The organism is Sporosarcina sp. FSL K6-1540, assembly GCF_038620285.1.
Taxonomy (GTDB): domain Bacteria; phylum Bacillota; class Bacilli; order Bacillales_A; family Planococcaceae; genus Sporosarcina; species Sporosarcina psychrophila.
This window is the reverse complement of record NZ_CP152018.1, coordinates 246,643-271,691: the sequence shown is the minus strand read 5'-3', so window position 1 is coordinate 271,691 and position 25,049 is coordinate 246,643. Positions and strand designations below refer to the sequence as shown.

The following is a 25,049-nucleotide window of genomic DNA, read 5'->3' as shown; positions in this document are numbered from 1 at the left end:
CATGCAGAAACTAATTCAAGGGGTTCAGATGCTAAACGGTGATGGGGAACTTGTCACAGCAGATGTAAAAGTAACGGGTGATAAAATTACGGAAATCGGTAAGCAGTTACCAGTAGAACACGCTGAAGTAATCGACGGCAAAGGACTTTTACTAGCACCGGGCTTCATAGATGTCCACGTGCATCTTCGTGAACCGGGCGGAGAGCATAAAGAGACAATCGAAAGCGGAACATTGGCAGCAGCAAAAGGCGGTTACACAACTATCTGTGCAATGCCAAATACACGGCCTGTACCGGATACAAAAGAAAATCTGACATTTGTCAATGACTTAATCGCACAGAAGTCCTTAATCCGTGTCCTTCCATACGCATCTATTACAATTCGGGAAGCCGGTAAAGAACGGACGAATCTCGCAGAACTAAAAGAACACGGAGCTTTCGCATTTACGGATGATGGTGTTGGTATACAACAGGCTGGAATGATGTATGAAGCAATGCAGGAAGCAGCTAAAATCGGTATGCCGATTGTAGCACACTGTGAAGATAATACGCTTATCTACGGTGGTGCTATGCATGAAGGCAAACGTAATAAGGAACTGGGACTTCCAGGAATTCCTTCTATAGCAGAATCGGTCCATATCGCTCGGGATATTTTATTAGCTGAAGCGGCAGGCGCTCATTATCATGTTTGCCACGTCAGCACGAAAGAGTCGGTTCGGGTGATTCGTGACGCGAAGAAAGCGGGGGTCCATGTGACTGCTGAAGTAAGTCCGCATCATCTTCTACTGTCGGAAGATGATATTCCAGGCGATGATGCCGATTGGAAAATGAATCCGCCACTTCGCGGAACAGAAGATCTCGCAGCACTACGCGAAGGATTGCTCGACGGCACACTGGATTTCATAGCAACAGATCACGCACCGCATACTGCGGAAGAGAAGGCAGTCGGTTTTGCAAAAGCACCATTCGGCATTACTGGTTTTGAAACAGCATTCCCGCTTCTTTATACGAACTTTGTTAAAAAAGGAACATGGACATTGCAGCAACTCATCGATTGGATGACGAAAAAACCAGCGGATGTATTCGGCTTACCATACGGTAAAATTGAAGTTGGAGCCACTGCGGATTTAGTATTACTTGATTTGAACAAAGAAGCAAAAATAGATCGCACAACATTTGTATCTAAAGGTAAGAACACACCATTTGACGGTTTGACATGCACAGGATGGCCAGTTAAAACGATTTTCGGTGGAAAAGTAGTTTGGGAGGATGGACAATGATGAAAAAAAGAATGCTTATTTTAGAAGACGGCACAATTTTTGAAGGAATCGCTTTTGGTTCCGACGAGGCTTCAATCGGTGAAACAGTATTCACAACTGGGATGACGGGCTATCAGGAAACCATTTCCAATCCTTCGGGAGCTGGACAAATCATTGTGATGACCTACCCGCTTATCGGTAACTATGGCATTAACCGAGACGATTACGAATCAATTGAACCAGCAGCAAGCGGCTTAGTCGTTCGTGAACTAGCGGACGAGCCATCGAACTTCCGAAGCGGCATGACGCTTTGCGAACTGTTGACGATGAAGGGCATTCCTGGAATTCAAGGAATCGATACACGTAAACTAACACGGTTGCTACGCGACAAAGGGGCACTAAAAGGGATTTTGACTGCTGCAGGAGAAGAAGTAAACGTGCAAGAAACGGTTGCGCATGTCGCTTCTTACGTCTTACCGACAGATCTTGTTGCACGCGTTTCGACACAAAAACCTTATCCAAGTCCAGGTCGCGGAGAGCGAATCATCCTTATCGACTATGGTATGAAACATGGTATTTTACGTGAATTAAATGAGAGAGATTGTGACGTTATCGTCGTTCCATATAATACAACAACGAAAGAAATTCTTTCTTTATCACCAGATGGCATTGTGTTGTCAAATGGACCGGGCAATCCGATGGATGTTGAAGGTACAGTTGAAGTGATTAAAGAGTTGCTAGGAAAAGCCCCAATGTTCGGGATAGGGCTTGGCCATCAGCTGTTTGCCCTTGCTTGTGGAGCACGCACAGTGAAATTGAAAAATAGTCATATGGGTGGCAATCATCCCGTAAAAGATTTGGCTACAGGTAGGACGGAATTAACTTCACAATGCCATGGCTACTCAGTAGATGAAGAATCACTTGCAGGTACAAATCTTGAAGTGACACACAAAGCACTTAATGACGGCTCAGTTGAAGGTGTGAAAAGCACGAAATACGAAGCTTTTTCTGTACAGTTTCATCCGGAAGCATCACCAGGACCAGAAGATTCGAAACATCTGTTTGACCGATTCATGGATATAATGAAAACAAGCAGCCGAGAGGGGAATTTCAATGCCTAAACGTACAGATATTGAAACTATATTAGTTATCGGGTCAGGCCCGATTGTCATTGGCCAGGCGGCAGAGTTCGACTATGCCGGAACACAAGCGTGTCTTTCGTTGAGAGAAGAAGGCTATCGCGTCATTCTCATTAACTCCAACCCAGCAACCATTATGACGGATACGGAAATTGCAGACAAAGTATACATTGAACCACTTACACTCGAGTTTATTAGCCGCATTATCCGAAAAGAGCGCCCGGATGCACTCCTTCCTACACTGGGTGGTCAAACGGGTCTGAACATGGCGATTGAACTGCACGAATCAGGTATTTTGGATGAACTTGGCGTTGAAATTCTTGGAACAAAGCTCAATGCAATTCACCAAGCGGAAGACCGTGACCTATTTCGCACGCTGATGAATGAACTAGGTGAACCTGTTCCAGATAGCGATATTATCCACAACCTTGAAGAGGCCTATACACTTGTCGAAAGAATCGGTTACCCAGTTATCGTTCGTCCTGCATTTACAATGGGTGGAACTGGCGGAGGAATTTGCTATAACGATAAAGACCTTGATGAAATCGTCACAGGTGGCTTGAAATACAGCCCCGTCACACAATGTCTGTTAGAAAAGTCGATTGCTGGCTACAAGGAAATTGAATATGAAGTGATACGAGATTCAGCGGACAACGCAATTATAGTTTGTAATATGGAAAACGTTGATGCTGTTGGAATCCATACAGGTGATTCAATCGTCGCGGCCCCATGTCAAACGATGACAGACCGAGAAAATCAGATGCTGAGGAATGTGTCATTGAAAATTGTTCGTGCACTGAAAATCGAAGGCGGATGTAATGTCCAACTTGCGCTCGATCCATACAGCTTTAACTATTACATCATTGAAGTGAATCCACGTGTGAGTCGGTCATCTGCACTTGCGTCGAAAGCGACGGGATATCCAATTGCAAAAATCGCTGCAAAAATAGCGGTCGGACTCACGCTTGATGAAATGATGAACCCGGTCACAGGTACAACATATGCTTGTTTCGAACCGACACTCGATTACATCGTGACGAAAATCCCGCGCTGGCCATTTGATAAATTCGAATCTGCTAAACGGAACTTGGGTACACAAATGAAAGCGACAGGCGAAGTAATGGCAATCGGTCGTACATTTGAAGAGTCCATTTTGAAAGCAGTTCGCTCACTTGAAACAGGACAATTTGGCTTATCGTTGAAAAATGGTTCGACAATGACAGACGAATGGATTGAAAAACGTATCCGTCGTGCAGGCGATGAGCGTTTGTTCTTCATCGGCGAAGCATTCCGTAGAGGCGCGACAGTTGAGACGATTCACGAATGGAGTCAAATCGACGCCTTTTTCTTACGCAAGTTCCAGAAAATCGTTCAGTTTGAACTAGTCTTAAAAGCGAATCCGTTTGACTATGAAACGTTGCGCACTGCAAAACGTATGGGCTTCTCTGACGTAACAGTTGCAGAACTATGGAGTACAGATGAGCGTGTGATTTACGATTGGCGAAAAGAGCATGGCCTTATTCCAGTCTATAAAAAGGTGGATACATGTGCAGGCGAATTTGAATCGGATACACCGTACTTTTACGGCACGTATGAAGATGAAAATGAATCCATTAAAACAGAGAAGAAAAGTGTTATCGTTCTAGGTTCTGGCCCGATTCGTATCGGACAGGGCGTCGAGTTCGACTATGCGACGGTCCACTCTGTATGGGCAATTCAAGAAGCTGGTTACGAAGCGATCATCATCAACAACAACCCTGAAACGGTGTCAACAGACTTCTCGATTTCGGACAAATTATACTTTGAACCTCTGACAATCGAAGATGTTATGCACATTGTTGACCTAGAACAGCCTGAAGGCGTTATCGTTCAATTCGGTGGACAAACAGCCATCAACCTAGCGGCTGGCCTCGAAGCGCGCGGCGTGAAAATTTTAGGAACATCTCTAGAAGATATTGACCGTGCGGAAAACCGTAATAAGTTTGAAAGTGCATTGCGTGAAATCGGAATTCCTCAGCCTTTAGGAAAAACAGCTGTTTCAGTACCAGAAGCTGTCGCGATTGCCAATGAAATCGGTTATCCTGTACTCGTTAGACCTTCTTATGTACTTGGTGGACGTGCGATGGAAATTGTCTACCATGAAGAAGAACTTCTTTATTACATGGAGCACGCAGTTGAAGCAAGCCCAGATCATCCTATACTTGTCGATCGCTACTTGACAGGAACTGAAATCGAAGTCGATGGCATATGCGATGGAGAAAATGTATTGATCCCAGGCATTATGGAACATATTGAACGTGCAGGCGTTCACTCGGGTGACTCGATTGCCGTGTTCCCTCCACAAAATTTATCGGCTTCTCAGATGGAGACAATCGCTGATTATACGACACGCCTTGCAAAAGGACTTGGAATTGTAGGTCTTCTCAATATCCAGTTCGTCATCTCAGAAGGGCAAGTCTACGTCATCGAAGTAAATCCACGATCAAGTCGTACGGTTCCATTCTTAAGTAAAATCACGAACATTCCGATGGCAAACATTGCGACAAAAGCCATTCTAGGTCAATCAATTATCGAACAAGGGTATAAAAATGGACTTGCTCAGGCACCATCAGGCGTCTACGTTAAAGTACCAGTCTTCTCATTTGCGAAATTGCGTCGAGTAGATATAACGCTTGGACCTGAAATGAAATCGACAGGAGAAGTGATGGGGAAAGATACTACGCTCGAAAAAGCATTGTATAAAGGCCTTGTTGCAGCGGGTATGGAAATAAAAGAATACGGTTCTGTGATAATGACTGTTTCTGACAAAGATAAAGAAGAGATGGTCAGCATCGCTAAACGCTTTACAGCTATTGGTTACCGCATTTTAGCGACTGGAGGCACGGCTTCTGTTCTAGAGGACGCAGGTATCCGCGTGAAGACAATCGGTAAAATTGGTTCTGAAGGGCCAACGCTTCTGGATGTTATTCAAAAAGGGGAAGCACAAATTGTTATCAATACACTGACAAAAGGAAAACAACCTGAACGTGACGGCTTTAGAATCCGTCGCGAATCAGTTGAAAATGGCATTCCTTGCTTCACTTCACTTGATACGGCAGATGCAATGCTACGCGTTATCGAATCAATGACATTCCAAACTGAGGAAATGGGGAAAGCGGAGGAAACTATATGATCATACAAGATCGAATGACGGTTACTTCACAACGGCAAATTGCCCAAAATATTTTTGAAATGAAGTTAAACGGTAAGTTGGTCGGGGAAATTACTTCCCCAGGCCAGTTTGTCCATATTCGTGTGTCAGACTCGTTTGAACCACTATTAAGACGTCCAATTTCAATCGCTTCGATTGATCAAGAGGCTGGCGAAATGACCATTATTTATCGCGCGGAAGGTCGGGGGACTACCATCCTTTCACAGAAACGTGCTGGCGATGAAGTTGATGTCCTTGGTCCGCTAGGGAATGGTTTTCCTGTTGAAGAAACGTCGCAGGGAGAAACGGCCATTTTAATTGGCGGAGGAATTGGTGTACCACCATTGTATGAGCTGTCGAAGCAATTGACGGCGAAGGGCGTGAAATGCATGCATGTCTTAGGATTCCAATCAAAGGATGTCGTGTTTTACGAAGAAGAATTTAGTAAACTCGGCGAAACACATATCGTAACTGTTGACGGTTCACAAGGAACGGCAGGTTTCGTGACTACTGTCATGGCGGAACTTGGCAATGACTTTGCAACGTATTACAGCTGCGGTCCAATGCCGATGCTTGAAGCGATTGAAAAAATGTATGCAGGGAAAAAAGGATTTCTGTCATTCGAACAACGGATGGGCTGCGGTATTGGCGCTTGTTTCGCATGTGTTTGTCAAACAACGGAAGGATCGGAAAAAGCCTATATTAAAGTATGCTCAGATGGTCCAGTATTCCCGGCAGGGGTGGTGGCAATATGAATAGGCTATCGATTGAATTACCAGGTTTATCATTAAAAAATCCAATTATGCCTGCGTCCGGCTGTTTCGGATTCGGTAAAGAATATGGTCAACTGTATGATTTGTCACTGCTTGGCGCCATTATGATCAAAGCCACAACACTTGAAACGAGGCTCGGCAATCCGACACCGCGTGTTGCAGAAACGGCATCCGGTATGCTAAATGCAATCGGCCTGCAAAATCCGGGTCTTAAAGGCGTATTGGAAGGCGAGTTGCCTTGGCTTGAGCAGTTTGATGTGCCAATTATTGCAAACGTTGCGGGTACTGAAACAGCTGACTACGTGGAAGTGGCGAAAGCCGTATCTCAAGCACCAAATGTTAAAGCGCTTGAGCTGAATATCTCTTGTCCGAACGTCAAAGCGGGAGGCATTACTTTTGGAACAGATCCTGAAATCGCCAAAGAGCTGACGAGAGCGGTAAAAGAAGTGTCTTCAGTTCCGGTGTATGTCAAACTATCTCCAAATGTCACTGACATCGTGGAAATTGCGCAGGCGGTTGAAGCAGGCGGAGCAGATGGCATTACGATGATCAACACACTGATTGGTATGCGTCTTGATCAGAAAACAGGGAGACCCGTTATTGCGAACGGCACAGGCGGTTTGTCTGGTCCGGCTGTTAAACCAGTTGCGATTCGGATGGTCTATGAAGTAAGTAAAGCGGTCAATATTCCGATTATTGGAATGGGTGGGGTGACAGAAACGGCTGACATTATCGACTTTATGTCTGCAGGTGCAAGTGCTGTCGCGGTAGGAACAGCGAACTTCGTCAATCCATTTATTTGTCCGCAAATCATTGAACAATTGCCAGCTAAGTTGGACGAGCTTGGCATTCATCATATTTCTGAACTGATAGGGAGGAGTCACCGTCTATGAAAACATCCCCGATTATAGCACTCGATTTTGATTCGGCTGAAAAGACATTCGACTTCCTGCGTGCTTTTGATGGAGACGTCAATGTCAAAGTGGGCATGCAACTTTATTATAAAGCAGGGCCCGCGATTGTGGCTCGGTTAAAAGAACAAGGTTATGATGTATTCCTAGATTTGAAATTGCATGATATTCCAAACACAGTGAAATCTGCGATGGAAGTGCTTGCGGGATTCGGTGTTGACCTTGTGAATGTTCATGCAGCTGGAGGAAAGACAATGATGGAGGCGGCTCTTGAAGGATTGGATAAAGGGACACCAACCGGATTATCACGGCCGTCACTCATCGGTGTTACACAACTGACGTCTACAGACGAGCGCCAAGTTCGTGAAGAGCAGTTGATCGGTGTTGGGCTACAAGAATCTGTCCTTCATTATGCTAAGCTGACTAAAGAAGCAGGTCTTGATGGTGTTGTTTGTTCTGTCCATGAAGCGACAGCGATCGAAGATGTTTGCGGAAAAACTTTCTTCAAAGTGACACCTGGTATACGCCTTGCAGATGGCGGAGCACATGATCAGAAACGGATTGCAACACCTGAAGAAGCGCGTCTAGCAGGATCGACACATATCGTAGTCGGACGAGCAATTACGGGGACAACGGATCCGCGAGCAGCCTACGAACACATTCAAGCACGTTGGAAGGGGACGGAATAACAATGGTGAAAAAAGAAGTTGCTGAAATCCTGTTACATGTTGGTGCAGTTGAATTAAGTCCTGAAGAACCGTTTACATGGGCATCAGGCATTGAGTCCCCAATCTACTGCGATAACCGATTGACGATGTCAGATCCGGTTGGACGGAAGAAGATTGCGGAAGGCCTAGCAGGATTGATTCGTGAAAATTATCCTGAAACAACTGTCATAGCTGGTACGGCTACAGCTGGAATCCCTCACGCAGCTTGGGTTGCGGACATTCTTGGATTACCGATGGTGTATATCCGTTCGAAAGCGAAAGAACATGGCCGAAGCCGTCAAATCGAAGGGAAAGTTGATGTCGCAGATAAAGCGGTAATTATCGAAGATTTGATCTCAACGGGCGGTAGTAGCTTGAATGCGGCAGAAGCACTGCGTTCTGAAGGAATTGACGTGACTGGTATTGTTTCTATCTTTACATATGAACTGCAAAGTGTAGATGAAACATTCGCGTCTGCAGGACTGACTTACAAAAGCCTGACTGATTTCGGTGCACTTGCTGAAGTCGCACAAGAAAAAGGGGCTATCAATGAAGAGTCAATGGCTAGTTTACTTGAGTGGCACGGGAAATTGAAGGCTGGTTTGTTGAAATAAACTACAAAAGGGCAAGCGTCTGTTATAAATGAATGCTGCCTAAATGCGGCACTTCCTGTGGCAACAAGGAGGGATGAAGTTCCAATCCCTCCCGAACTGCATGACCCATATCCTGTCGACCCCGAGCCTCTAGGCGCTGGAGTTTGGATGTGAAATCTCTATGTTACAGTTTACTCACAATGCATGATTAAATAGTTTCCTAAGCCAACAAAAAAGCTATTCCACGGTGAAATCCATGTGGAATAGCTTTTTTTAATTATCGTACCCATTAACATTTAACGCGATTAGAACAGCTTGTCGCGAATAGCGCAAACTACAGAAATCATTTATATTTGTTACGGATGAGGAGATTTTGACGTTTAGCAGCTAGTATTGTGTAGGTTGAATGTGCATGACTTACTAAGGCTCCAAAATCCTTCCCTATTAAGGCGGAAAGGATTTTGTCTTTATCTGAATTGATAAAAAGTTTAAAGTTGGGTTAGTAAAGAATTATTGATTCAAGGCCCTCTCCGGAGTCGGATCAAACGAAATTATTTTGTGTCTGGTTAGAGAGCTATAAAGTCTTGCGCTGTGGAAACCCTTTAAAAGAAGCGATTCCTCGTCTAGACTTCAGCGCTTTTGTTTCATTGTCGGTTTCTGTATTAGAAAAACCTAAATGCTCCGGAGATACAGAAGAAACCCGAACAACTATAGGGTGGTGTTGGGATTGCTTAACATAAGAGCGTTTCGGTTATTGGTGAAGCTTCTAGAAACTAGTGGTTCTGTCTATCTAAAGGATTTGTCAGAAGAATTTAATGTGAGTACACGAATGATTAAATATGACCTAGAAGATGTGAAAGGTTGGCTCAATACCCGGGAGATAGAGTTATTTTCACAGTCAAATAAAGGGATTTGGATTGATTGTAGTGAGGAAAAACGATTGGCCATCATCCATACCCTGCCGGAAATTGAGAGAAATGATGTCTATCTGAATCAGGAGGCTAGAGTAGGAAAAATGATTTTATATATGCTGGTGAACACTGACTACATAACTGCATCTACTTTTTCCGAGCGGCTTGATGTAAGTAGAAATACATCTTTGAATGATATTAAACAAATAGATGAATTGCTCCAACCTTGGAAAATAGAATTAGAAAGAAAGCACGGAACGGGTTATAAATTAATAGGAGACGAACTATCGCTAAGGTTGCTATTTGAGCATTTGATCCATGCTGATTTGACAAATAATGAAATCTATAAAATTATGAGTGGCGTAACCTGTCGAGATTTATTAATTGAAGGACCTATGCTATTTGCCGACATACTTCCTTTGTATAAAGTCGTTGAGAAGCAGATGGCTCGGTTATTTGCTTCACAACCTAAACACGTACTTCATGAATCAGATGTACTAAGGATTTTGTTTAGAATGACAATCTCGATTACTCGAATGAACGCTGGATTTACGATGAAAGACTATCGGATTATAAAGAAAGCTGATTATCCTAATTTAACGGTTCAGCTAATGGAGAAGGTGTATGAACAAATGCAGTATCCTTTGTTTGAAGAGGAATACCGCTATATTACAGGAGATAGGGATAACGCGCTTAATCAAATCGACATCGTCAAGGTCACAAAAGAAATAATCCAATATGTCAGTGATATACAAGGGATTCATTATCATAAGGATCCAAAACTATATAATAATCTTTTTGCTCACCTTTCTCTACGTTTTCAAAAAGGGGAAATCAATTTCACAGAAATTAATCCATTCACCAAAGAATTAAAGAAAAACTATTCAGTTCTATTCTCAACTATCAGAAAAGCGTGCCAAATATACCTTGCGCCTCTAAAAATTTCAGTGCCGGATTCGTTTGTATCGTTAATCGTGCTCCATTTCATTGTCTCTTTTGAAAAGAAGTTTAATCAAAAAGGTAAAATTCGTACTTTATATGTTTGTTCTACTGGAAGAGGCGTGGCGCGTCTTATTAAAAATCGAGTCGAAAGAGAAATTTATGATATTGAAATCGTTAAAAATTGTTCGATTATGGAAGTGGATGAAATTTGCATCCAGCAAAAAGTCGATTTCATTATTAGTGTCTTTCCAATTGAAACAGATCTTCCGTTAGTAATTGTGGACCCGCTGCCAAGTAAAAGGGATATCGAAACCATCAAACGTAAGGTGCAGGAGTTACTGCGTTATAAAAACTTTCAATTTAATAACTTGTTGGAAAGTACCGAGGAAACAATCGGTAGTCAAGATACTGAATTCATCAGTCAAGAAATAATCTTAAAGGGTTTTGAGATTAATCAAGAAATCCAGTTAGCTTTTACCGATGAAATAGGAGCTACCAAGAAGCAGGCACTCATGCTGCATATTTTTTTAATGGTTCATCGCTTTTATTTCGATAAACAATACGACAATTATTCAAGTTCTAGCAATCATTCTTATGACAAAGAGGATATTCAAAAGATCAAAGAAATTTTAGATGTGCATGATTTGCAAACACACAAAGCTGAAATCATTGCAATCCTGCATTATTTAAAATAGCTGGGGGTGTTTTTGTGCCAGAAGAAATCATCATAAAAAATGGTTATGTCATTGATCCGCAACAAGACACGATTGAAATAAAGGAAATTGCAATACGAAATGGATTACTCGTTGCGCCACAAGATAGTAGTTCTGAAAATGTAACATATATCAATGCAGAAGGATGCTATGTTTCACCAGGCTTCATTGATATGCATGTTCATATTTTTACTGGACACACCGAACTTGGGATCGATGCTGATTTAGTGGGCATTGAGCAAGGCGTTACAACAGTAGTCGATGCAGGTAGTGCCGGATATTCAGATTATGCGGCTTTTAAGGAGAAGGTGGTTGAACCTAGTCAAACGAAGGTTCTTTCATTCCTTAATATTGCGAGAAAAGGCTTAACTAGCGGTCTTGCTGAACTTGCAAATATGGAGGATTTAATGAGTATAGAAGAAGCAGAAGAAATTTTTAAAAAGGAACCAAGCATTGTTGGATTGAAGGCAAGAATGAGTGGGAGTGTTGTTAAAAATAGTGGGATTAAACCTCTTCAACATGCGCGTATGCTAGCGGACCGTTTAAGTGTTCCAATCATGGTCCACATTGGGAACCCACCTCCCCATTTACAAGACATTTTCCCTCTCTTAAGTAAAGGAGACATCGTGACACATGCATTTCATGGAAAAAAACATGGGATTATGAATGCAGAAGGTGAACTAATTCCAGAAGCGTTGGATGCTTTAAAGAGGGGCGTATTATTCGATGTCGGACATGGTACCTCTAGCTTTAGCTATGAAACTATGATGAAATTCAGAGAGCAATATGACGATTCGTTTACGACCAGTACCGATATATATATTAAAAACTATCAAAGCCCTGTTTGTAGCTTGATGACTACGATGACCAAGCTATTGGAACTTGGAATCCCTTTAATTGAAGTAGTGAAGTCGGTCACATTGGGAGCAGCAAATGCACTTGGGGCAAGTGATATAGGTACGCTAGCACTAGGAACCAAAGCCGATATTACGATTTTCAAGATTATTAAACAACGAACGATCTTAATAGATTCAGAGGGAGTAGAACTAGAAGCAAAGCAAATACTTAAACCATATATGGTATTGAGAAATGGGAAGGTAGTGTACCATGATGAATCAACAAATTCCAAAAGAGCGCGAGATAATCAATAAAAGTGGGAATTCAGAATTATGTATAGAAGTATTAACTTATTCAAAAAAAGTTTTAACGACTAAAAAAATTATTATGACAGAAACGCAGTGGCTTTCATTTGTTTCACACATTTCCGGTATGGTTTATCGCTCAATAAATATGGAAGCGATTCCAGCGCTTGAAAAAGAAATATTTAGTGAGGTTACACAAGATTCCATTGGAATGGCAAGTGACATTTGCAAACAACTTAGCAATTTGCATGATGATGAAAAGTATCTTTTATCAATCCACTTTGAATCTGCAAAATTAAATTGAAAATAGGGGGAATAAGTTATGAGTGAAATTATTGTTGTGATTGGCGATCGTTTAGGAAAAGGGCAAAATGTAGGAAAAGGCGTGGAGGCAGCAGGGGGCAAGGCGATCGTTATCAGTGGAATGGCTGCCGATATGAAACTGGGCGATATGATGAATGAAGTGAAGGCGGATATGGGTATCTCTTTTTGTGGTAGTGGGGGAGCAGGGGCTATTACGGCGCAGTCAAAATATGGATATTCAGCACGCTATGGCATGCGTTCCGTTGAAGAAGGACTAACAGCATTAAGAGAGGGAAAGACAGTTCTTGGTTTTGGCTTTAATGATTCGGAAGAATTGGGAAGAAGACTTACAGAAGAATTCATAAAACTAAGGAGCTGATTTCATGAAAAAAATTATTGAAACAAAGGTCCGTATTGAGGGCAAAGGGGATTCGAAAGAAAGGGCACTGAATACGGCACTAGGGAATATTCAGAAAAAAGTAATGAAAGACTATAAGGGAAATATGATTATTCGGATTGAGCCTGTAAATGTTGATGTAGTAGAAGCGATGGAAACGTCGTATATTGAGCGCTTTTTATTCGTTTTTGCACCACGCAAAAGAAGTAAATACAAGGTTGTGCTAGATGTAGATGTGGAATTATTCCTGTTGGATGTAGAAGAAATTCGATTTGAAACAGTTGAACAAGGAAACAGTTTGAAGGGTCAAATCATGGGTAATAATTTCTTGAAATAAAGGGGGATAAACTATGGAATTACTTACGATTATTTTTAAGTCTATCATCATTGGAGGATTTGTAGGTTTCGGCGTAGGCGCCGGTGCGGCTCGGATGTTTCACGCTCCCAAATCACAAGGAATGGGCGCATTTCGAACGTTGGGAGAGTTAAATGCTTGTGCAGGGGACGCAGCATCACACTTTTCATTCGGTTTAGGATTCTTCTTTAATGCATGGGCATCTTCTGTAGGCGCTGGTGCATTCACGCAAGACGTCGACCACCGGATTATTCCAAACTGGGCGGCAGCTGTGTTAATGAGAAAAGGAAAACGTCCAGAAGATACACTGCATAATCCAAAGAAAATGGCAATTGCGGGAGCAATTATCGGGGTACTTGTTGTAACATTCTTGAATTCGACGGCCTCTGCAATTCCAGAGTCATTGCAAGCAATTGCGTTAAAAGTATTGGTTCCAGCAGCAAATTTGCTCATCAATCCTGTCATGCCGGTTATCTTCTGGTTGGCAGCTTTGGATTCTGGTAAGCGATCGGGAATCTGGGGAACGATTTTCGGCGGAGCTGCACATATGGTCATGGGAAATGCCGTGCCTGGTGTCGTGCTGGGAATTTTAATCGGAAAAGGCGTAGATGACGGTGGTTGGAATAAAGTTACAAAGACACTTATGGTTTCTGTAATTTTATTGTTTATATTTAGTGGGTTTTTCCGTGGATTCGATATTCAGTTCCTTCAAGGATTTAATCTTGAAGCGCCTGAATGGTTAATCAATCTACACAAACTAATTGGATATGAGGTGAAGTAAGTGGGGGATAACAATGAAATTAATATGAAAAGTTTTTGGTATGCCGATTGGTCATTTCCGATTTTTGTAGCCCTATTGTCATCCGGAGTATTTGCGGGCACCCATATGTACTACGTTTATAAAATTGGGGCGTTTAATGATGTTGCGATTGTTGCGATGCTTGAAGTAGGAATGCAAGGTGGTGGCTATGGTGTAGCGGCAGCATTTGGGGCAAGTTTTCTATTTGCACGTATTTTGGAGGGCTCGCTTGTTGGGATTTTAGATATAGGTGGTGCAATTCAAACGGGACTTGGAATTGGTGTACCTGCTTTACTTCTGGCTTCCGGAATTACCGCACCAATTGAAAATTTTGGGTTAGCTTTGCTTACTGGCGCTATTTTAGGGCTTGCAATCGGGTATGTCGTCATTATGGTTCGTAAACTTACAGTAGGGCAATCTAACTCCACTTTTGGAGCAGATGTCATGATGGGAGCTGGGAATGCGTCAGGAAGATTCTTAGGACCATTGATTATCATTTCCGCTGCATCTGCATCTATTCCAATTGGTGTTGGTGCCGTTGTTGGAGCAGCAATTTTTTACGCGGGAAAGAAGCCTATTGTAGGCGGAGCAATTTTAGGAGCAATGCTTTTAGGGGCATTTTTCCCAATACCATTAGACTGAGGTGAACAAGATGAGTGTTTTTAAGCGATTAGGATTAAAACAAGTTATTAATGCAAGCGGAAAAATGACAGCTCTTGGTGCATCAGCCGTAAGTGAGGAAGTTGCGCAAACACTTAAAGAAGCCTCTCAAGATTATGTAGACATTGATGAAATCATGGAGCTTACAGGGACTGTTATTGCTGAAGTAACAGGTGCTGAGGATGGCTGTCCAACGAGCGGTGCAGCGGCTGGGATTGCGATTAGTACTGCAGCCGTTATCGCGGGTAAAAATCTGACACATATTGAAAGACTACCAAATTCAGATGGGTTGAAAAACCAAGTCATCGTTCAAAAAGGACAGCAAATTCATTTTGGGGCCAGCATTGCACAAATGATCAGTTTGGGCGGCGGGCAGGTGGTTGAAGTCGGTCAAGCAAACAAAGTGGAAGCACAGCATATTGAGGAAGCAATCAATGAAAATACTGCTGCACTGATGTACATTAAATCTCATCATGCTATTCAAAAAGGGATGCAACCAATTGAAACTATGATAGAAATTGCGAAGAAGCATCACATTCCATTTATTATCGATGCTGCAGCTGAAGAGGATTTCAAACTATATATTGCGATGGGTGCAGACATCGTGATATATAGTGGTGGTAAAGCATTGGAAGGGCCAACATCAGGATTCATTTGTGGGAGAAAAGAATTAATGGAAGCATGCCGGAAGCAATATAAAGGAATTGGTCGTCCGATGAAAATTGGAAAAGAAGGAATGGCCGGTTTGATCGTAGCACTTAAGCAATATGCCGATAAAGCTACAGATGTAGAGGGGCAGCTTAGTAGAATGAAGAAACTCTGTAATGATTTAAATGGTGTTTCAGGATTGACATGCTCAGTCAAACAGGATGAAGCAGGAAGGGATATTTACCGTGCAACTATTGAAGTGGATAGTAAAGAAGCGGGCATGGATGCAGAGGATTTGCTACACGCACTCGAGTCAGGAAATCCGGCTATTTTTTTACGCCATCATTATGTGAACATCGGAATATTATCTGTTGATCCAAGACCCTTACTTAAAGGGCAAGAGGAAATCATAGCAAAAACAATCAAACTAGTTCTAGCTCAAGGAGTGGAATAATGCCATTTAAACATCAAGTCGTTTTTAACGTGCTAGCCAAGGATTTGAACAATGCACTGGAGCTTGTGGAAATTGCGGGTGATCGCGTATTAGTAGGAGTCATGGTCAAGAACTTCCCGACAGAAGAGGCTGCTATCGAGTTAGTAAAAGAATTCAAGGATAATAATATCCGTGTTTCAGTGGGATTAGGTGCGGGTGATCCTAATATGTGGAGAAAAGTTGCGAATGTATCTGTGGCAACTTTACCAGATCATATTAACCAAGTATTCCCGGCATCGGGTTATACGCTTGGAAGAATGGAACAAACTACAGAAAATGTTCCCGTGATCAACTCTTTGGTCGAACCAACTGGCATGCCTGGTCAAGTGTATATTTCCACGGGTCCAGCTAGTTCGGCATACCGAGAGAAGGTATCATGTGAACTTGTGGCAGCTATGATTGCTGAGCTCGGGATTCCTTCTATCAAATTATATCCAATCGAAGGTGAAAAGGGTCTTGAGGAATTAGCAGCAATGACGCAAGCAGCAGTAAAAGCGGGCATTAAAATCATTGAACCAACAGGTGGTATTACGTTAGACAACGTCCATGTAATCGTACAAACATGTCTGGACAATGGTGCAGAAACCGTAATTCCACATTTATACACATCTATAATCGATAAAGAAACTGGCGATACCAAACCTTCTGCGATGAAGCAATTGATTGAGATGACTTGGTAACAATGCCGGCATCAATCCGAGTCTCTCTACTAGACTGGTCGAGAACACTGAAGAAGCAATCAGAAAATTATTTGATTGACATGGAGAATTGAGAGTTGGATTAATGAAATGAAAAACAGCTATTCCACGTTGGTGAAATCCAAGTGGAATAGCTGTTTTGCTAGTAACCTATATAAGAATATGCAAAAAATTTTAGACTATATATATTGAATTAAAGAATCCCACTAAATTTACTGTGGCGCTCAATAAGGAGAGAGTATTAATTCGAGGGGTGGATTGTAGAACGCTTAGCGCTTTGGGAATGCCTTACAGCTTCGGCGACCCCTTTTCCGCGCTTGCGCTAGGTTGTTTCATTATCGAGAGAAATGTGATTTTGAGATGTATATGCAGAGATTATAATGTGATTACTTTTTGATACTAATTCTATTCAAGAAAGACACACTCTAGGTTGCAGATTTCATCGTAGATAATGAAAAGCTCTTTCTCACATAGACAATCTAGCGCAGGCGCGTCTTCGTGGTAGCCGGAGCGATAAGAACAAGGAGGGATACAGTTCAATCCCTCCCAAGTGGTCTTCTTTCTGGCTTATCGCGGGAGGCATCCACAAAGCGTCGAAGCGGTATTAGTGGGAATCCTAATTCATTCCAATTACAAGGGCTTTTTCAGTGGCCTTTCAAAAGCCCTTGTAAAGCGCATACGCCGTATTCATTTGTTCAACATATATGGATTTGTTAATTGCTCCAATCGTTTGGTCAATCGCTCACGCCAATCGTGTGCCAATTCTTGAACGTCCAACACTTTTTTGATGCCTTCAATATCCTTTGGATGATGAAAATAAATCTGGTTCGCAAAAAGGATGGACACTTGTTTTGGATGAGATTCTACTAATGTAATTGTCGAATCTTTTCGTACAGAGCCTTCTTCTAAAACACGACATAAATAACCTGTGAACCCGGTTTCCACCATTCTTTTAAGAAGGGGAGGCATATCGGTTCTCTTTGTAATCGTGCTACATGGAATTCTGCCTTGCGTTATTTGAATAACAGCATCTCCAAGACGGAAAATGTCACCAATATGAACTTTTTGCTCCAACATATTGGTGACTGTTATATTCTCCCCGAAAGCCGAACTTGGTAGGGGCTTGTTAAACTCCTGTTCCCAGAGCGAATAATGCTCATGCGGATAGACACAAACTGCGCGGTCAAGCCCCCCATGATGTCGAAGGTCTGCTACACCATCTCCTCTAAAGCCATCTTTTGTTAAAAAGACCTCCTCAATCGTTTCTTTGCAGATGCCAGTATCCATTTCTTTATCAGTACCATATTTCATTTTTTTCGGTAATCCGATTGATAAGTTTTTTAATTCAGCACTAAAAGTTGTCATTTAGGTATATACCTACTTTCTACAAGGAGTGAAAACAAGTTTAATTGCCCATCTATTCTACAATCAAACCACAGCAAAAATCAGTTGTCAAAACATTTTATGAAAACAGCCCATCGCTAAAAGCAATGGGCTGTTTTTCTGGAATTATTTCTTTAAATCATCAATGGAATTGATATCTTCCATATAGGTTGGTACAGCTAGTCCCTGTTTGACGTTCACCATATTAATACCAACATCTTCGAATTTACCATCAAATTTATCTAGATAGGTTTTATGGGTGATAGGTAACCAAGCAGCGAATGTTGCATCTGCACTTCCATCAGCGATAGCTGAGAACATTGGACCTGGTTCTACCATCGATAATTCGACTTTATAACCCTTATCTTCAAGAACAAGTTTCATCATATTATGACTTGCGATTTCACTATCCCAGGGCGCATAGACGAGCTTGAGGGTATCTCCATCCACGTTAGCCACGCCATCTGTCCACTCTGCTACTTTGTCTTGATTGTCGTCAATCCATGTTTGGGCTGCTTCTTCAGGCTTTACCCCATCTTCAATCGCGACCATAATTTCGCTCATATCCTCTATGTCCCAGTTGAAGCGTTGGAAAATCGTGTAAGCTTCAGGGAAGTCATCTTTCATTCCCATTCGAGTAATTGAATGAATTTCTTCAGAATCACCATAGACTAGTTTAGGATCCTCTAAATATTTTAAGTCGAATTTTAGAAACATCCAGTGCGGACTCCAAGCTGTTATGATAATTGGTTCTTCTTTATCATAAGCTCTTTTCAAAGCAGCTGTCATCGCGGCACCAGAGCCCGAAGTGAGATTCCAATCTGTCAGATCATATTCTTTAAGTGCTCTCGCCGTTAATTCCATATGTCCTGAACCGGGATCAATCCCTGTAATTGTGTGGTCAACAGAGTCACCGGCCGTTGTTTTTGTTCCTGATGTTTGCTCATCGTCGTTTTTTGCATCATCACTGTTGCATGCTGCAAGTCCGAATGCCAAAAGTGCAGCTGTTCCAAATCCAGTTATCTTTTTTAAAAGTGTCATGTTCTTAGTTCCTCCTCAATTTTTCCGATTATCCGGATTAAAAATGAATAGGGCATAAATAAGCACAATGGATATATGTATGAATAGCCAGAAGTGGGGGGCGTTACGCCCTTATTAAAGAAGAATGACAGAGAAAGCAATTCTTTATAAAAGCATAGGATAAAGAATTCGCTAGTATATGGGGAATTTTACTAGAGTCTGATGATGTTTGCTTCATTCAATTTAATCACTGTCATATAAGCCCGCATTTCATGTCCGATAAATCTATAACTCCTCTCATATCAGGTAGTTTATACTGCTTAGTAATTGGTCTATTTATAGTTAGTGATGACCCTCCCAGTAAAATAGAAATATGTATAGACCGCAGATATATGTAAGTGCTGACCTTCCCTAATGATCTGGACTGTTTATCATCAGCCATTTAGTACCCAAATTAAGTGTAACATAGTTTTGTGTACACTTTTTTGAAAATTACCTTTCTGCCGTTGAAGAATAGGTGCGAAAGGAAATGGTTAGGCTAGATTTTTAGAGTGAAAAGAGAATCTTAACAGTAAATTGATTGGTCTATTTGAGGACTAAAGCACTTACGCATATTAGGAGGTAAATGGCATGCAAGAATTCAAAATAACCTACTTCTTTGATGAAGAGCATTATATCAGAAGGTTTATTTATATGGAGTCCCAAGAAAGAGCAGAAGAACTAATCCAAAGCGAGCGAGATCGCTACATTTCGTTCCGGGATAGCAGAGGGATTTACCACGAGTTGAATACCCGCGATGTTCGAGTGATTCAACTGTCTGATTACAACCGAATCGATAAAAGTAAAAAAGCACCAGAGTAAACTGGTGGGAGTTCTTATGGGGGATTACCCCAGAAAAAATATGTGTTGATTAACCAAAGTTAGCCTGAAATGTACAAGTGCAAATTTAGATTGGTATGTTTTTCTTACAGGTGCTTCGTGTAAGAAAATGGTTAATCAATAGTCGTGCCGAAAAGTAGTCGTCTATAATATAAAAGATGCTATTCCGTGATGGATGTCACCATCGTGGAATAGCATCTTTTACATAGGTCTATAACTAAGACATCATCTGGATTAATTAAAAGCATTGTTCTATTTTGATAGCAAGTCTTGGCAATTCAAGACTTACTTATACGTATATTATTTGCGTTTATATCTTTCGCAAGTAGGACAATATTAATTAAGGATTTAGTACGTTGGTTGAATTCTCGTCTATGAATTTTCTTTTCTTTATGTAATTTTTCTAATACATAATAAATAGAGGAGACATTTTTCAGAATAGAATCTTCTAATTTATCTTCATTTAATAACGTCTGGAAATCCTTTAAAGTCGTTTGAAACGACTTTGATTGGTCGGACGAAATTTTTGAAATGACTAACTCAATGTCAAGTGTAGAATCTAAATTGGTCATCCTATCAGAACAACACCTCTCTGAAATGTGTAACGATTTTTGTATTCAATGAAAACTAGTATAAAGTAACTTCTTTTACAGTTATCTTTGAACATAGGACAATGGAATATGTTACAGTTGGTAATATAATTTGCTTTACTTTCTATTCGTTCTTTCAGGATTACTTAAAGTTATATCTTTACCGAAATAAATATACTTCGAGGGCATTTGAAATACTTCTTCTAGCTTCAACATATGATTAAACGAGATGGCAGAAGAATCTCTTTCCCACTCTTCGTATGTAGTTAGGCTGACTCCTATTCTTTCGGCGAGATCAATAGAATTCATCCCATATTTCAATCGTAAAGAATGAAGTGTTTGGATGAGGTAAAATGGCACTCCATTTTCAGATATCACATAATTCACCCCTTATTCACATAATTATATATTACTAAAAGTGATATAACAAGAGAACTTGCATGGGGATAGTTACCACATGCTTTTTTTGTATTAAAACAGATTACTTCCGAAATGATGTACAATCAGTATGAGAAGTAAATGGAGGTTCTATTCATGACCAATCTGGTACAAGGCTTATTTTCCAGACGTTTGAAGCGATTGAGGGAAAGAAATAAAATAACGATGGTGGAACTTGCCGAAGCGATTGGGATGAGCCAAGCAACAATCTCAGAATGGGAAAAGGGAAATAAATTTCCAAGGGCTGGGGCTTTACAACAATTGGCGCATTACTTTGATGTCCCAATGGAATATTTCTTTAAAGAAAACGCTTATCCTATTGCAGAGACGGTAAATATTCCGTGCTTACCAAGCATTTCGGCAGGTGTTCTCTCACTTACAGATGGTATCGAATGTGATGAGATTGAATTTATAAAGCTACCTGTCAGTTTCTTAGGGGAGCACTCGAAAGACGAAGATCTAATAGCATTTAAAGTAAATGGAGAAAGTATGAATTTGTTATTTCCTGATGGGTCTCCCATCGTTGCTTTACAAATTGGACGAGATAAACTGGAAAATGGTGATATAGCCGTTTACTGTTTTGGGAATGAATATGCCGTCAGGCGCTATAGAAGAATTGAACAGCAACAAGTGATTGTATTGAGTCCGGAATCAACAAATAAAAGCTTTCATGATTGTATAGTCCCTTTCAAAGCGGAGAGTGGCTTAGAGATAATTGCTGAAATAATTTGGTATGGTGTATCCGTTTAGTGTGGATGCAATTTTTTAAAAGAATACTAGAAAAGTGCTAGAGACTAGAAAATACATAATGTTGAAAAACGTATACTTACTTAATTTGGGTATAATAAAAAGTTGAAATAACTTTCTTGAAACAAAAAAATGCTATTCCACAATTATGATATCCATGTGGAATAGCATTTTATATTAGAGGGGCATCTACCTGGATAAAAGCCGCCAAAGATACAATTTTGGCGGCTGAAACATTCTTTAGGGTTTCTCTTTTTACTAGTAAAGAAGTGCCGCTTTCTATAAGGTATCACATGATTACATGCATACTCTTTGCTAAAGGTAAGCAAGGAATGCATTGTACATAGTACAAGAGTGCCCGAGATTGCATCTTCGGGCACTTACAATTTCTATAGAAAGTCATCTATTCATTTCATTTAAACCTAACTGCATTTTTCACTTGAACATTGTAGGGACGCGACAGGCAACTATTCCCAATAGGATTACCGAAAAAAGTGTGGCTAGAAGTGACGGATTGTCGTGATTAGTTCGCCGAAATCGAACCGAAAATGATCCAGTGAAAACGGGTTTTCCAAAGCCTTACTCACCCGTATTTCATGTGAATAAATGGATAATCAACAGAAGTCTGCTGGATTTTAAGCAAGAGGTGCCGTTAGAAGTTATTTTCGTAGTTTCATAACAATATCCTCATCTGGCGTAACTAATATAGTCCTTTGTTCAAAATAAATAACAAATCCAGGCTTAGATCCGTTCGGCTTTTTCACATGCCTGACTTCTGTGTAGTCAACAGGTACTGCTGATGATCCGCGGGCTTTGCTGAAATAAGCAGAAAGGATAGCCGCTTCACGAATTGTCTCTTCGTCTGGATCCGCCTCGTGTATGACAACGTGTGATCCAGGGATATCCTTAGTATGGAGCCAAGTTTGTTCCCGGGATGCAATTTTAAATGTTAAATAGTCATTTTGCTTATTGTTCTTGCCCACTGAAATTTTCACACCAGTAGATGATACATATGTTTCAGGTACTGGTTTTTTCGGTTTCAGTTTCTTTTTCGACTTGCGGGCCTTCAGAAAACCAAGTTCCGCCAACTCTTCACGTATTTCTGCGATGTCTATAGGGGATGCTTGTAACACTTGCTGTTTAATCATTTCAAAGTAGGCGATATCTTCTGCCGTTTTTTCAAGCTGTTCAGCAATCATGATAAGTGCTGTTTTCGCTTTGGAATACCTAGAATAAAACCGTTGCGCGTTATCAATTGGTGATTTTCTAGGATCAAGCGGTATGGTTACAGTTGTCCCTTCCTCGTAATAGTTGGCGACAATTGCTTCCGTTGCACCTTTTTCAATGGCATAACTATTGGCAGTAAGTAATTCTCCATAAAGTTGGAATGTATCTAGCTTTCCAGCGGCTTCTCTTTCTTTTACGAGTTTCTTCACTTTCAAATTCAGTTTAGCAACTTCATTGTCGAGCCAACGCTCTAAGTCCGCGGCTTGTGACTTCACACGTTCTCTTTCAGCACGAGCGAAATACACTTTATCCAGCAAATCACCCAGCGTCTTGTATTCCGCAATCGTCTTATCGGAATGTGTTAGCGCTGTCGCTGAAAATACGGTTTTTGTACCAATTTCCGAAATATTTGGTGTGCTAGCTATTCCTTTGAATGATCCAAGGAGTGATGTGAAAACGATGAATTTATTCGCTTCTGGAGCATTTTTTAAGCGGTATAATAATTCCTCCGCATTAACTGGTGAAAAGCCTGAAAATCGTTGGACGACTTCACGGGCACTTTCTAACTCTGGTAGCAACCCGTTAAATTGTTCTTCAGTTACCGCAAATGGATCTGTTTTATCCTGCGGAGGAGCTGGTATGAAAGGTTGACCCGGTAATATTGTTCGGTAACTATTTACCGATGGTGGCAAGTGTTTCATACTATCAACGATGATGTCGCGGTCGGGATCTACAAGCAGCAAGTTACTGTGCCTGCCCATGATTTCGACATACAATCGTCTGTTAATATCATCACCAATTTCATTTTTCGCCTTCACGTCAATCGTGATAATCCTATCCGTCCCGAATTGGCCGATGGAAGTAATCGACCCACCTTCTAAGTGTTTACGAAGAACCATGCAAAACATAGGCGGTTCAGAAGGATTTGTAATCGCTTCTTCTGTCAACTGAATACGTGAATACGCCGAGTGAATTGAAATAAGTAGTTTTTGATTTTTACCGTCTGCACGGATTAGAAATACGACTTCTTGTGCGTTCGGCTGATGGATTTTGGAGATACGTCCATTTTTCAAGACTTGTAGCTCCTGCACCATAGCCGTTGTGAATAAACCATCAAATGCCATTAGGATTCCTCTTTCAAATCGTTTTTCCCTATTTTAGCACTACAACAAGCATATATGGTATAATATGAACAGATTGTTTCGATCGATAACGATCGGAGCCGGCATGATTGTGCTGAAGCTCCACTGTAAAATTAGATTAGATAAGAAGAGGGATTGCATGTACAAACAACGTGGGCTTCTAATTGTTCTATCTGGACCTTCGGGTGTGGGCAAAGGGACGGTTCGAAAAGAGCTTTTTACACAACCTGATACGAATTATGAATACTCGATTTCAATGACGACGAGAAGTCCACGCGAAGGTGAAGTGGATGGCTCCGATTATTTTTTCAAATCGCGGGCTGAATTCGAACAGTTGGTTGAAGAAGATAGACTTCTTGAATATGCTGAATACGTAGGCAATTATTACGGTACTCCGCTTGATTATGTTAATGCAACGCTTGACGCTGGGAGAGACGTATTCCTCGAAATCGAGGTTGTCGGAGCGGCACAAGTGCGTGCCAAAGTTCCAGACGGATTATTCATTTTCCTTGCACCGCCAAGTTTATCTGAACTCGAAGACAGACTTGTAGGAAGAGGAACTGAAGAAGCGGATGTCATTGCAACACGTATTTTGAAAGCGCGTGAAGAACTTGAAATGATGAACTTGTACGATTATGTCGTAGAAAACGACGAAGTGACAAACGCTTGCGATCGCATCAATGCCATTGTCACTGCCGAACATTGCCGCAGAGAACGTGTAGAAAAAATCTATCTAGGTATGCTGAAAGGGGAATAATCAATGTTAACTCCATCAATCGATTCTCTAAAAGAAAAAATCGACTCGAAATACACACTTGTAACACTCGCTTCAAAACGTGCGCGTCAAATGCAAGAAGAGGGCAATAAGCTTCTTACTTCTTATGTCTCTAACAAGAATGTCGGTAAAGCACTTGAAGAAGTGGCAGCCGGTGTACTTTCTAAAAAGAAATCGGACGATTCAATCGTCTACGAAGACGAAGTTTAATAAGTC

Annotated in this window: 24 protein-coding genes; 20 read left to right on the top strand and 4 right to left on the bottom strand. The window is 41.2% G+C overall.

Annotated features, from left to right (window positions below):
• Nucleotide 1: 1 nt before the first annotated feature.
• The 16 genes from MKY15_RS01285 to MKY15_RS01210 all read left to right on the top strand — a co-directional run bounded on the left by MKY15_RS01285 (nt 2) and on the right by MKY15_RS01210 (nt 16,614).
• Nucleotides 2–1,279: a dihydroorotase gene (locus MKY15_RS01285; RefSeq protein ID WP_342538780.1), complete on the top strand. Its 1,278-nt coding sequence runs from the start codon at nt 2–4 to the stop codon at nt 1,277–1,279.
• Nucleotides 1,279–2,379, top strand: coding sequence for a carbamoyl phosphate synthase small subunit (locus MKY15_RS01280; protein WP_067214020.1), 1,101 nt, complete (start codon nt 1,279–1,281; stop codon nt 2,377–2,379). The genes MKY15_RS01285 and MKY15_RS01280 overlap by 1 nt, the downstream gene beginning before the upstream one ends.
• Nucleotides 2,372–5,569: a carbamoyl-phosphate synthase large subunit gene (carB, locus tag MKY15_RS01275; RefSeq protein ID WP_342538779.1), complete on the top strand. Its 3,198-nt coding sequence runs from the start codon at nt 2,372–2,374 to the stop codon at nt 5,567–5,569. The genes MKY15_RS01280 and carB overlap by 8 nt, the downstream gene beginning before the upstream one ends.
• Complete coding sequence (locus MKY15_RS01270) at nt 5,566–6,342, top strand: dihydroorotate dehydrogenase electron transfer subunit (protein WP_342538778.1); 777 nt, start codon at nt 5,566–5,568, stop codon at nt 6,340–6,342. Before carB ends, MKY15_RS01270 begins: the two co-directional genes overlap by 4 nt.
• Entirely contained in the window at nt 6,339–7,253 is a 915-nt protein-coding gene (locus MKY15_RS01265) for a dihydroorotate dehydrogenase (RefSeq protein WP_340767416.1), read from the top strand. Before MKY15_RS01270 ends, MKY15_RS01265 begins: the two co-directional genes overlap by 4 nt.
• Nucleotides 7,250–7,960: an orotidine-5'-phosphate decarboxylase gene (gene pyrF / locus MKY15_RS01260; RefSeq protein WP_342538776.1), complete on the top strand. Its 711-nt coding sequence runs from the start codon at nt 7,250–7,252 to the stop codon at nt 7,958–7,960. Before MKY15_RS01265 ends, pyrF begins: the two co-directional genes overlap by 4 nt.
• A gap of 2 nt (nt 7,961–7,962) precedes the next feature.
• On the top strand, nt 7,963–8,592 hold the full coding sequence (pyrE, locus tag MKY15_RS01255; protein ID WP_342538775.1) for an orotate phosphoribosyltransferase: 630 nt from the start codon (nt 7,963–7,965) through the stop codon (nt 8,590–8,592).
• 706 nt (nt 8,593–9,298) lie between these two features.
• Complete coding sequence (locus MKY15_RS01250; protein ID WP_342538773.1) at nt 9,299–11,119, top strand: HTH domain-containing protein; 1,821 nt, start codon at nt 9,299–9,301, stop codon at nt 11,117–11,119.
• Between the two features lie 14 nt (nt 11,120–11,133).
• Nucleotides 11,134–12,288 carry an amidohydrolase/deacetylase family metallohydrolase gene (locus MKY15_RS01245; RefSeq protein ID WP_342538772.1) on the top strand — a complete coding sequence of 385 codons (1,155 nt, stop codon included), beginning with the start codon at nt 11,134–11,136 and terminating at the stop codon, nt 12,286–12,288.
• Nucleotides 12,245–12,583 carry a PRD domain-containing protein gene (locus MKY15_RS01240; RefSeq protein ID WP_067211395.1) on the top strand — a complete coding sequence of 113 codons (339 nt, stop codon included), beginning with the start codon at nt 12,245–12,247 and terminating at the stop codon, nt 12,581–12,583. Before MKY15_RS01245 ends, MKY15_RS01240 begins: the two co-directional genes overlap by 44 nt.
• A gap of 18 nt (nt 12,584–12,601) precedes the next feature.
• Nucleotides 12,602–12,961, top strand: a complete 360-nt coding sequence (locus MKY15_RS01235) for an SFCGS family glycine-rich protein (protein WP_067211393.1) — start codon at nt 12,602–12,604, stop codon at nt 12,959–12,961.
• Nucleotides 12,962–12,965: 4 nt separating this feature from the next.
• Nucleotides 12,966–13,316, top strand: coding sequence for a DUF4312 family protein (locus MKY15_RS01230; protein WP_342538771.1), 351 nt, complete (start codon nt 12,966–12,968; stop codon nt 13,314–13,316).
• Between the two features lie 13 nt (nt 13,317–13,329).
• The gene (locus MKY15_RS01225; protein WP_067211390.1) at nt 13,330–14,115 is read left to right on the top strand and encodes a DUF4311 domain-containing protein; all 786 of its coding nucleotides are present in this window, start codon (nt 13,330–13,332) and stop codon (nt 14,113–14,115) included.
• Nucleotides 14,116–14,139: 24 nt separating this feature from the next.
• Entirely contained in the window at nt 14,140–14,775 is a 636-nt protein-coding gene (locus tag MKY15_RS01220) for a DUF4310 family protein (protein ID WP_067214019.1), read from the top strand.
• Nucleotides 14,776–14,785: 10 nt separating this feature from the next.
• A complete protein-coding gene (locus tag MKY15_RS01215) occupies nt 14,786–15,895 on the top strand; it encodes a DgaE family pyridoxal phosphate-dependent ammonia lyase (protein WP_342538770.1) in 1,110 nt (369 codons plus the stop codon).
• Nucleotides 15,895–16,614, top strand: a complete 720-nt coding sequence (locus MKY15_RS01210) for a KDGP aldolase (RefSeq protein WP_342538768.1) — start codon at nt 15,895–15,897, stop codon at nt 16,612–16,614. Before MKY15_RS01215 ends, MKY15_RS01210 begins: the two co-directional genes overlap by 1 nt.
• 705 nt (nt 16,615–17,319) lie before the next feature.
• On the opposite strand, the gene MKY15_RS01205 is transcribed toward MKY15_RS01210, so the two are convergent.
• Nucleotides 17,320–17,997: an MOSC domain-containing protein gene (locus MKY15_RS01205; protein WP_342538767.1), complete on the bottom strand. Its 678-nt coding sequence runs from the start codon at nt 17,995–17,997 to the stop codon at nt 17,320–17,322.
• 144 nt (nt 17,998–18,141) lie between these two features.
• Entirely contained in the window at nt 18,142–19,056 is a 915-nt protein-coding gene (locus MKY15_RS01200; RefSeq protein ID WP_187045430.1) for a glycine betaine ABC transporter substrate-binding protein, read from the bottom strand.
• A 609-nt stretch (nt 19,057–19,665) separates the two neighbouring features.
• Here MKY15_RS01200 and MKY15_RS01195 point away from each other — a divergent pair.
• Nucleotides 19,666–19,896 (top strand): hypothetical protein, encoded by a 231-nt coding sequence (locus tag MKY15_RS01195; protein WP_342538766.1) that lies wholly within the window; start codon nt 19,666–19,668, stop codon nt 19,894–19,896.
• Nucleotides 19,897–20,621: 725 nt separating this feature from the next.
• Here the strand turns inward: MKY15_RS01195 and MKY15_RS01190 are convergent.
• The gene (locus MKY15_RS01190) at nt 20,622–20,882 is read right to left on the bottom strand and encodes a helix-turn-helix transcriptional regulator (RefSeq protein ID WP_342538765.1); all 261 of its coding nucleotides are present in this window, start codon (nt 20,880–20,882) and stop codon (nt 20,622–20,624) included.
• Nucleotides 20,883–21,038: 156 nt separating this feature from the next.
• Between MKY15_RS01190 and MKY15_RS01185 the strand changes: the two genes are divergently transcribed.
• The gene (locus tag MKY15_RS01185; protein ID WP_342538764.1) at nt 21,039–21,692 is read left to right on the top strand and encodes an XRE family transcriptional regulator; all 654 of its coding nucleotides are present in this window, start codon (nt 21,039–21,041) and stop codon (nt 21,690–21,692) included.
• A gap of 656 nt (nt 21,693–22,348) precedes the next feature.
• On the opposite strand, the gene MKY15_RS01180 is transcribed toward MKY15_RS01185, so the two are convergent.
• On the bottom strand, nt 22,349–24,040 hold the full coding sequence (locus tag MKY15_RS01180; protein ID WP_067211365.1) for an NFACT RNA binding domain-containing protein: 1,692 nt from the start codon (nt 24,038–24,040) through the stop codon (nt 22,349–22,351).
• Nucleotides 24,041–24,197: 157 nt separating this feature from the next.
• On the opposite strand from MKY15_RS01180, the gene gmk reads away from it, so the two are divergent.
• Complete coding sequence (gene gmk / locus MKY15_RS01175) at nt 24,198–24,815, top strand: guanylate kinase (RefSeq protein WP_067211363.1); 618 nt, start codon at nt 24,198–24,200, stop codon at nt 24,813–24,815.
• A 3-nt stretch (nt 24,816–24,818) separates the two neighbouring features.
• Complete coding sequence (gene rpoZ, locus MKY15_RS01170; protein ID WP_067211360.1) at nt 24,819–25,043, top strand: DNA-directed RNA polymerase subunit omega; 225 nt, start codon at nt 24,819–24,821, stop codon at nt 25,041–25,043.
• Nucleotides 25,044–25,049: the final 6 nt, after the last annotated feature.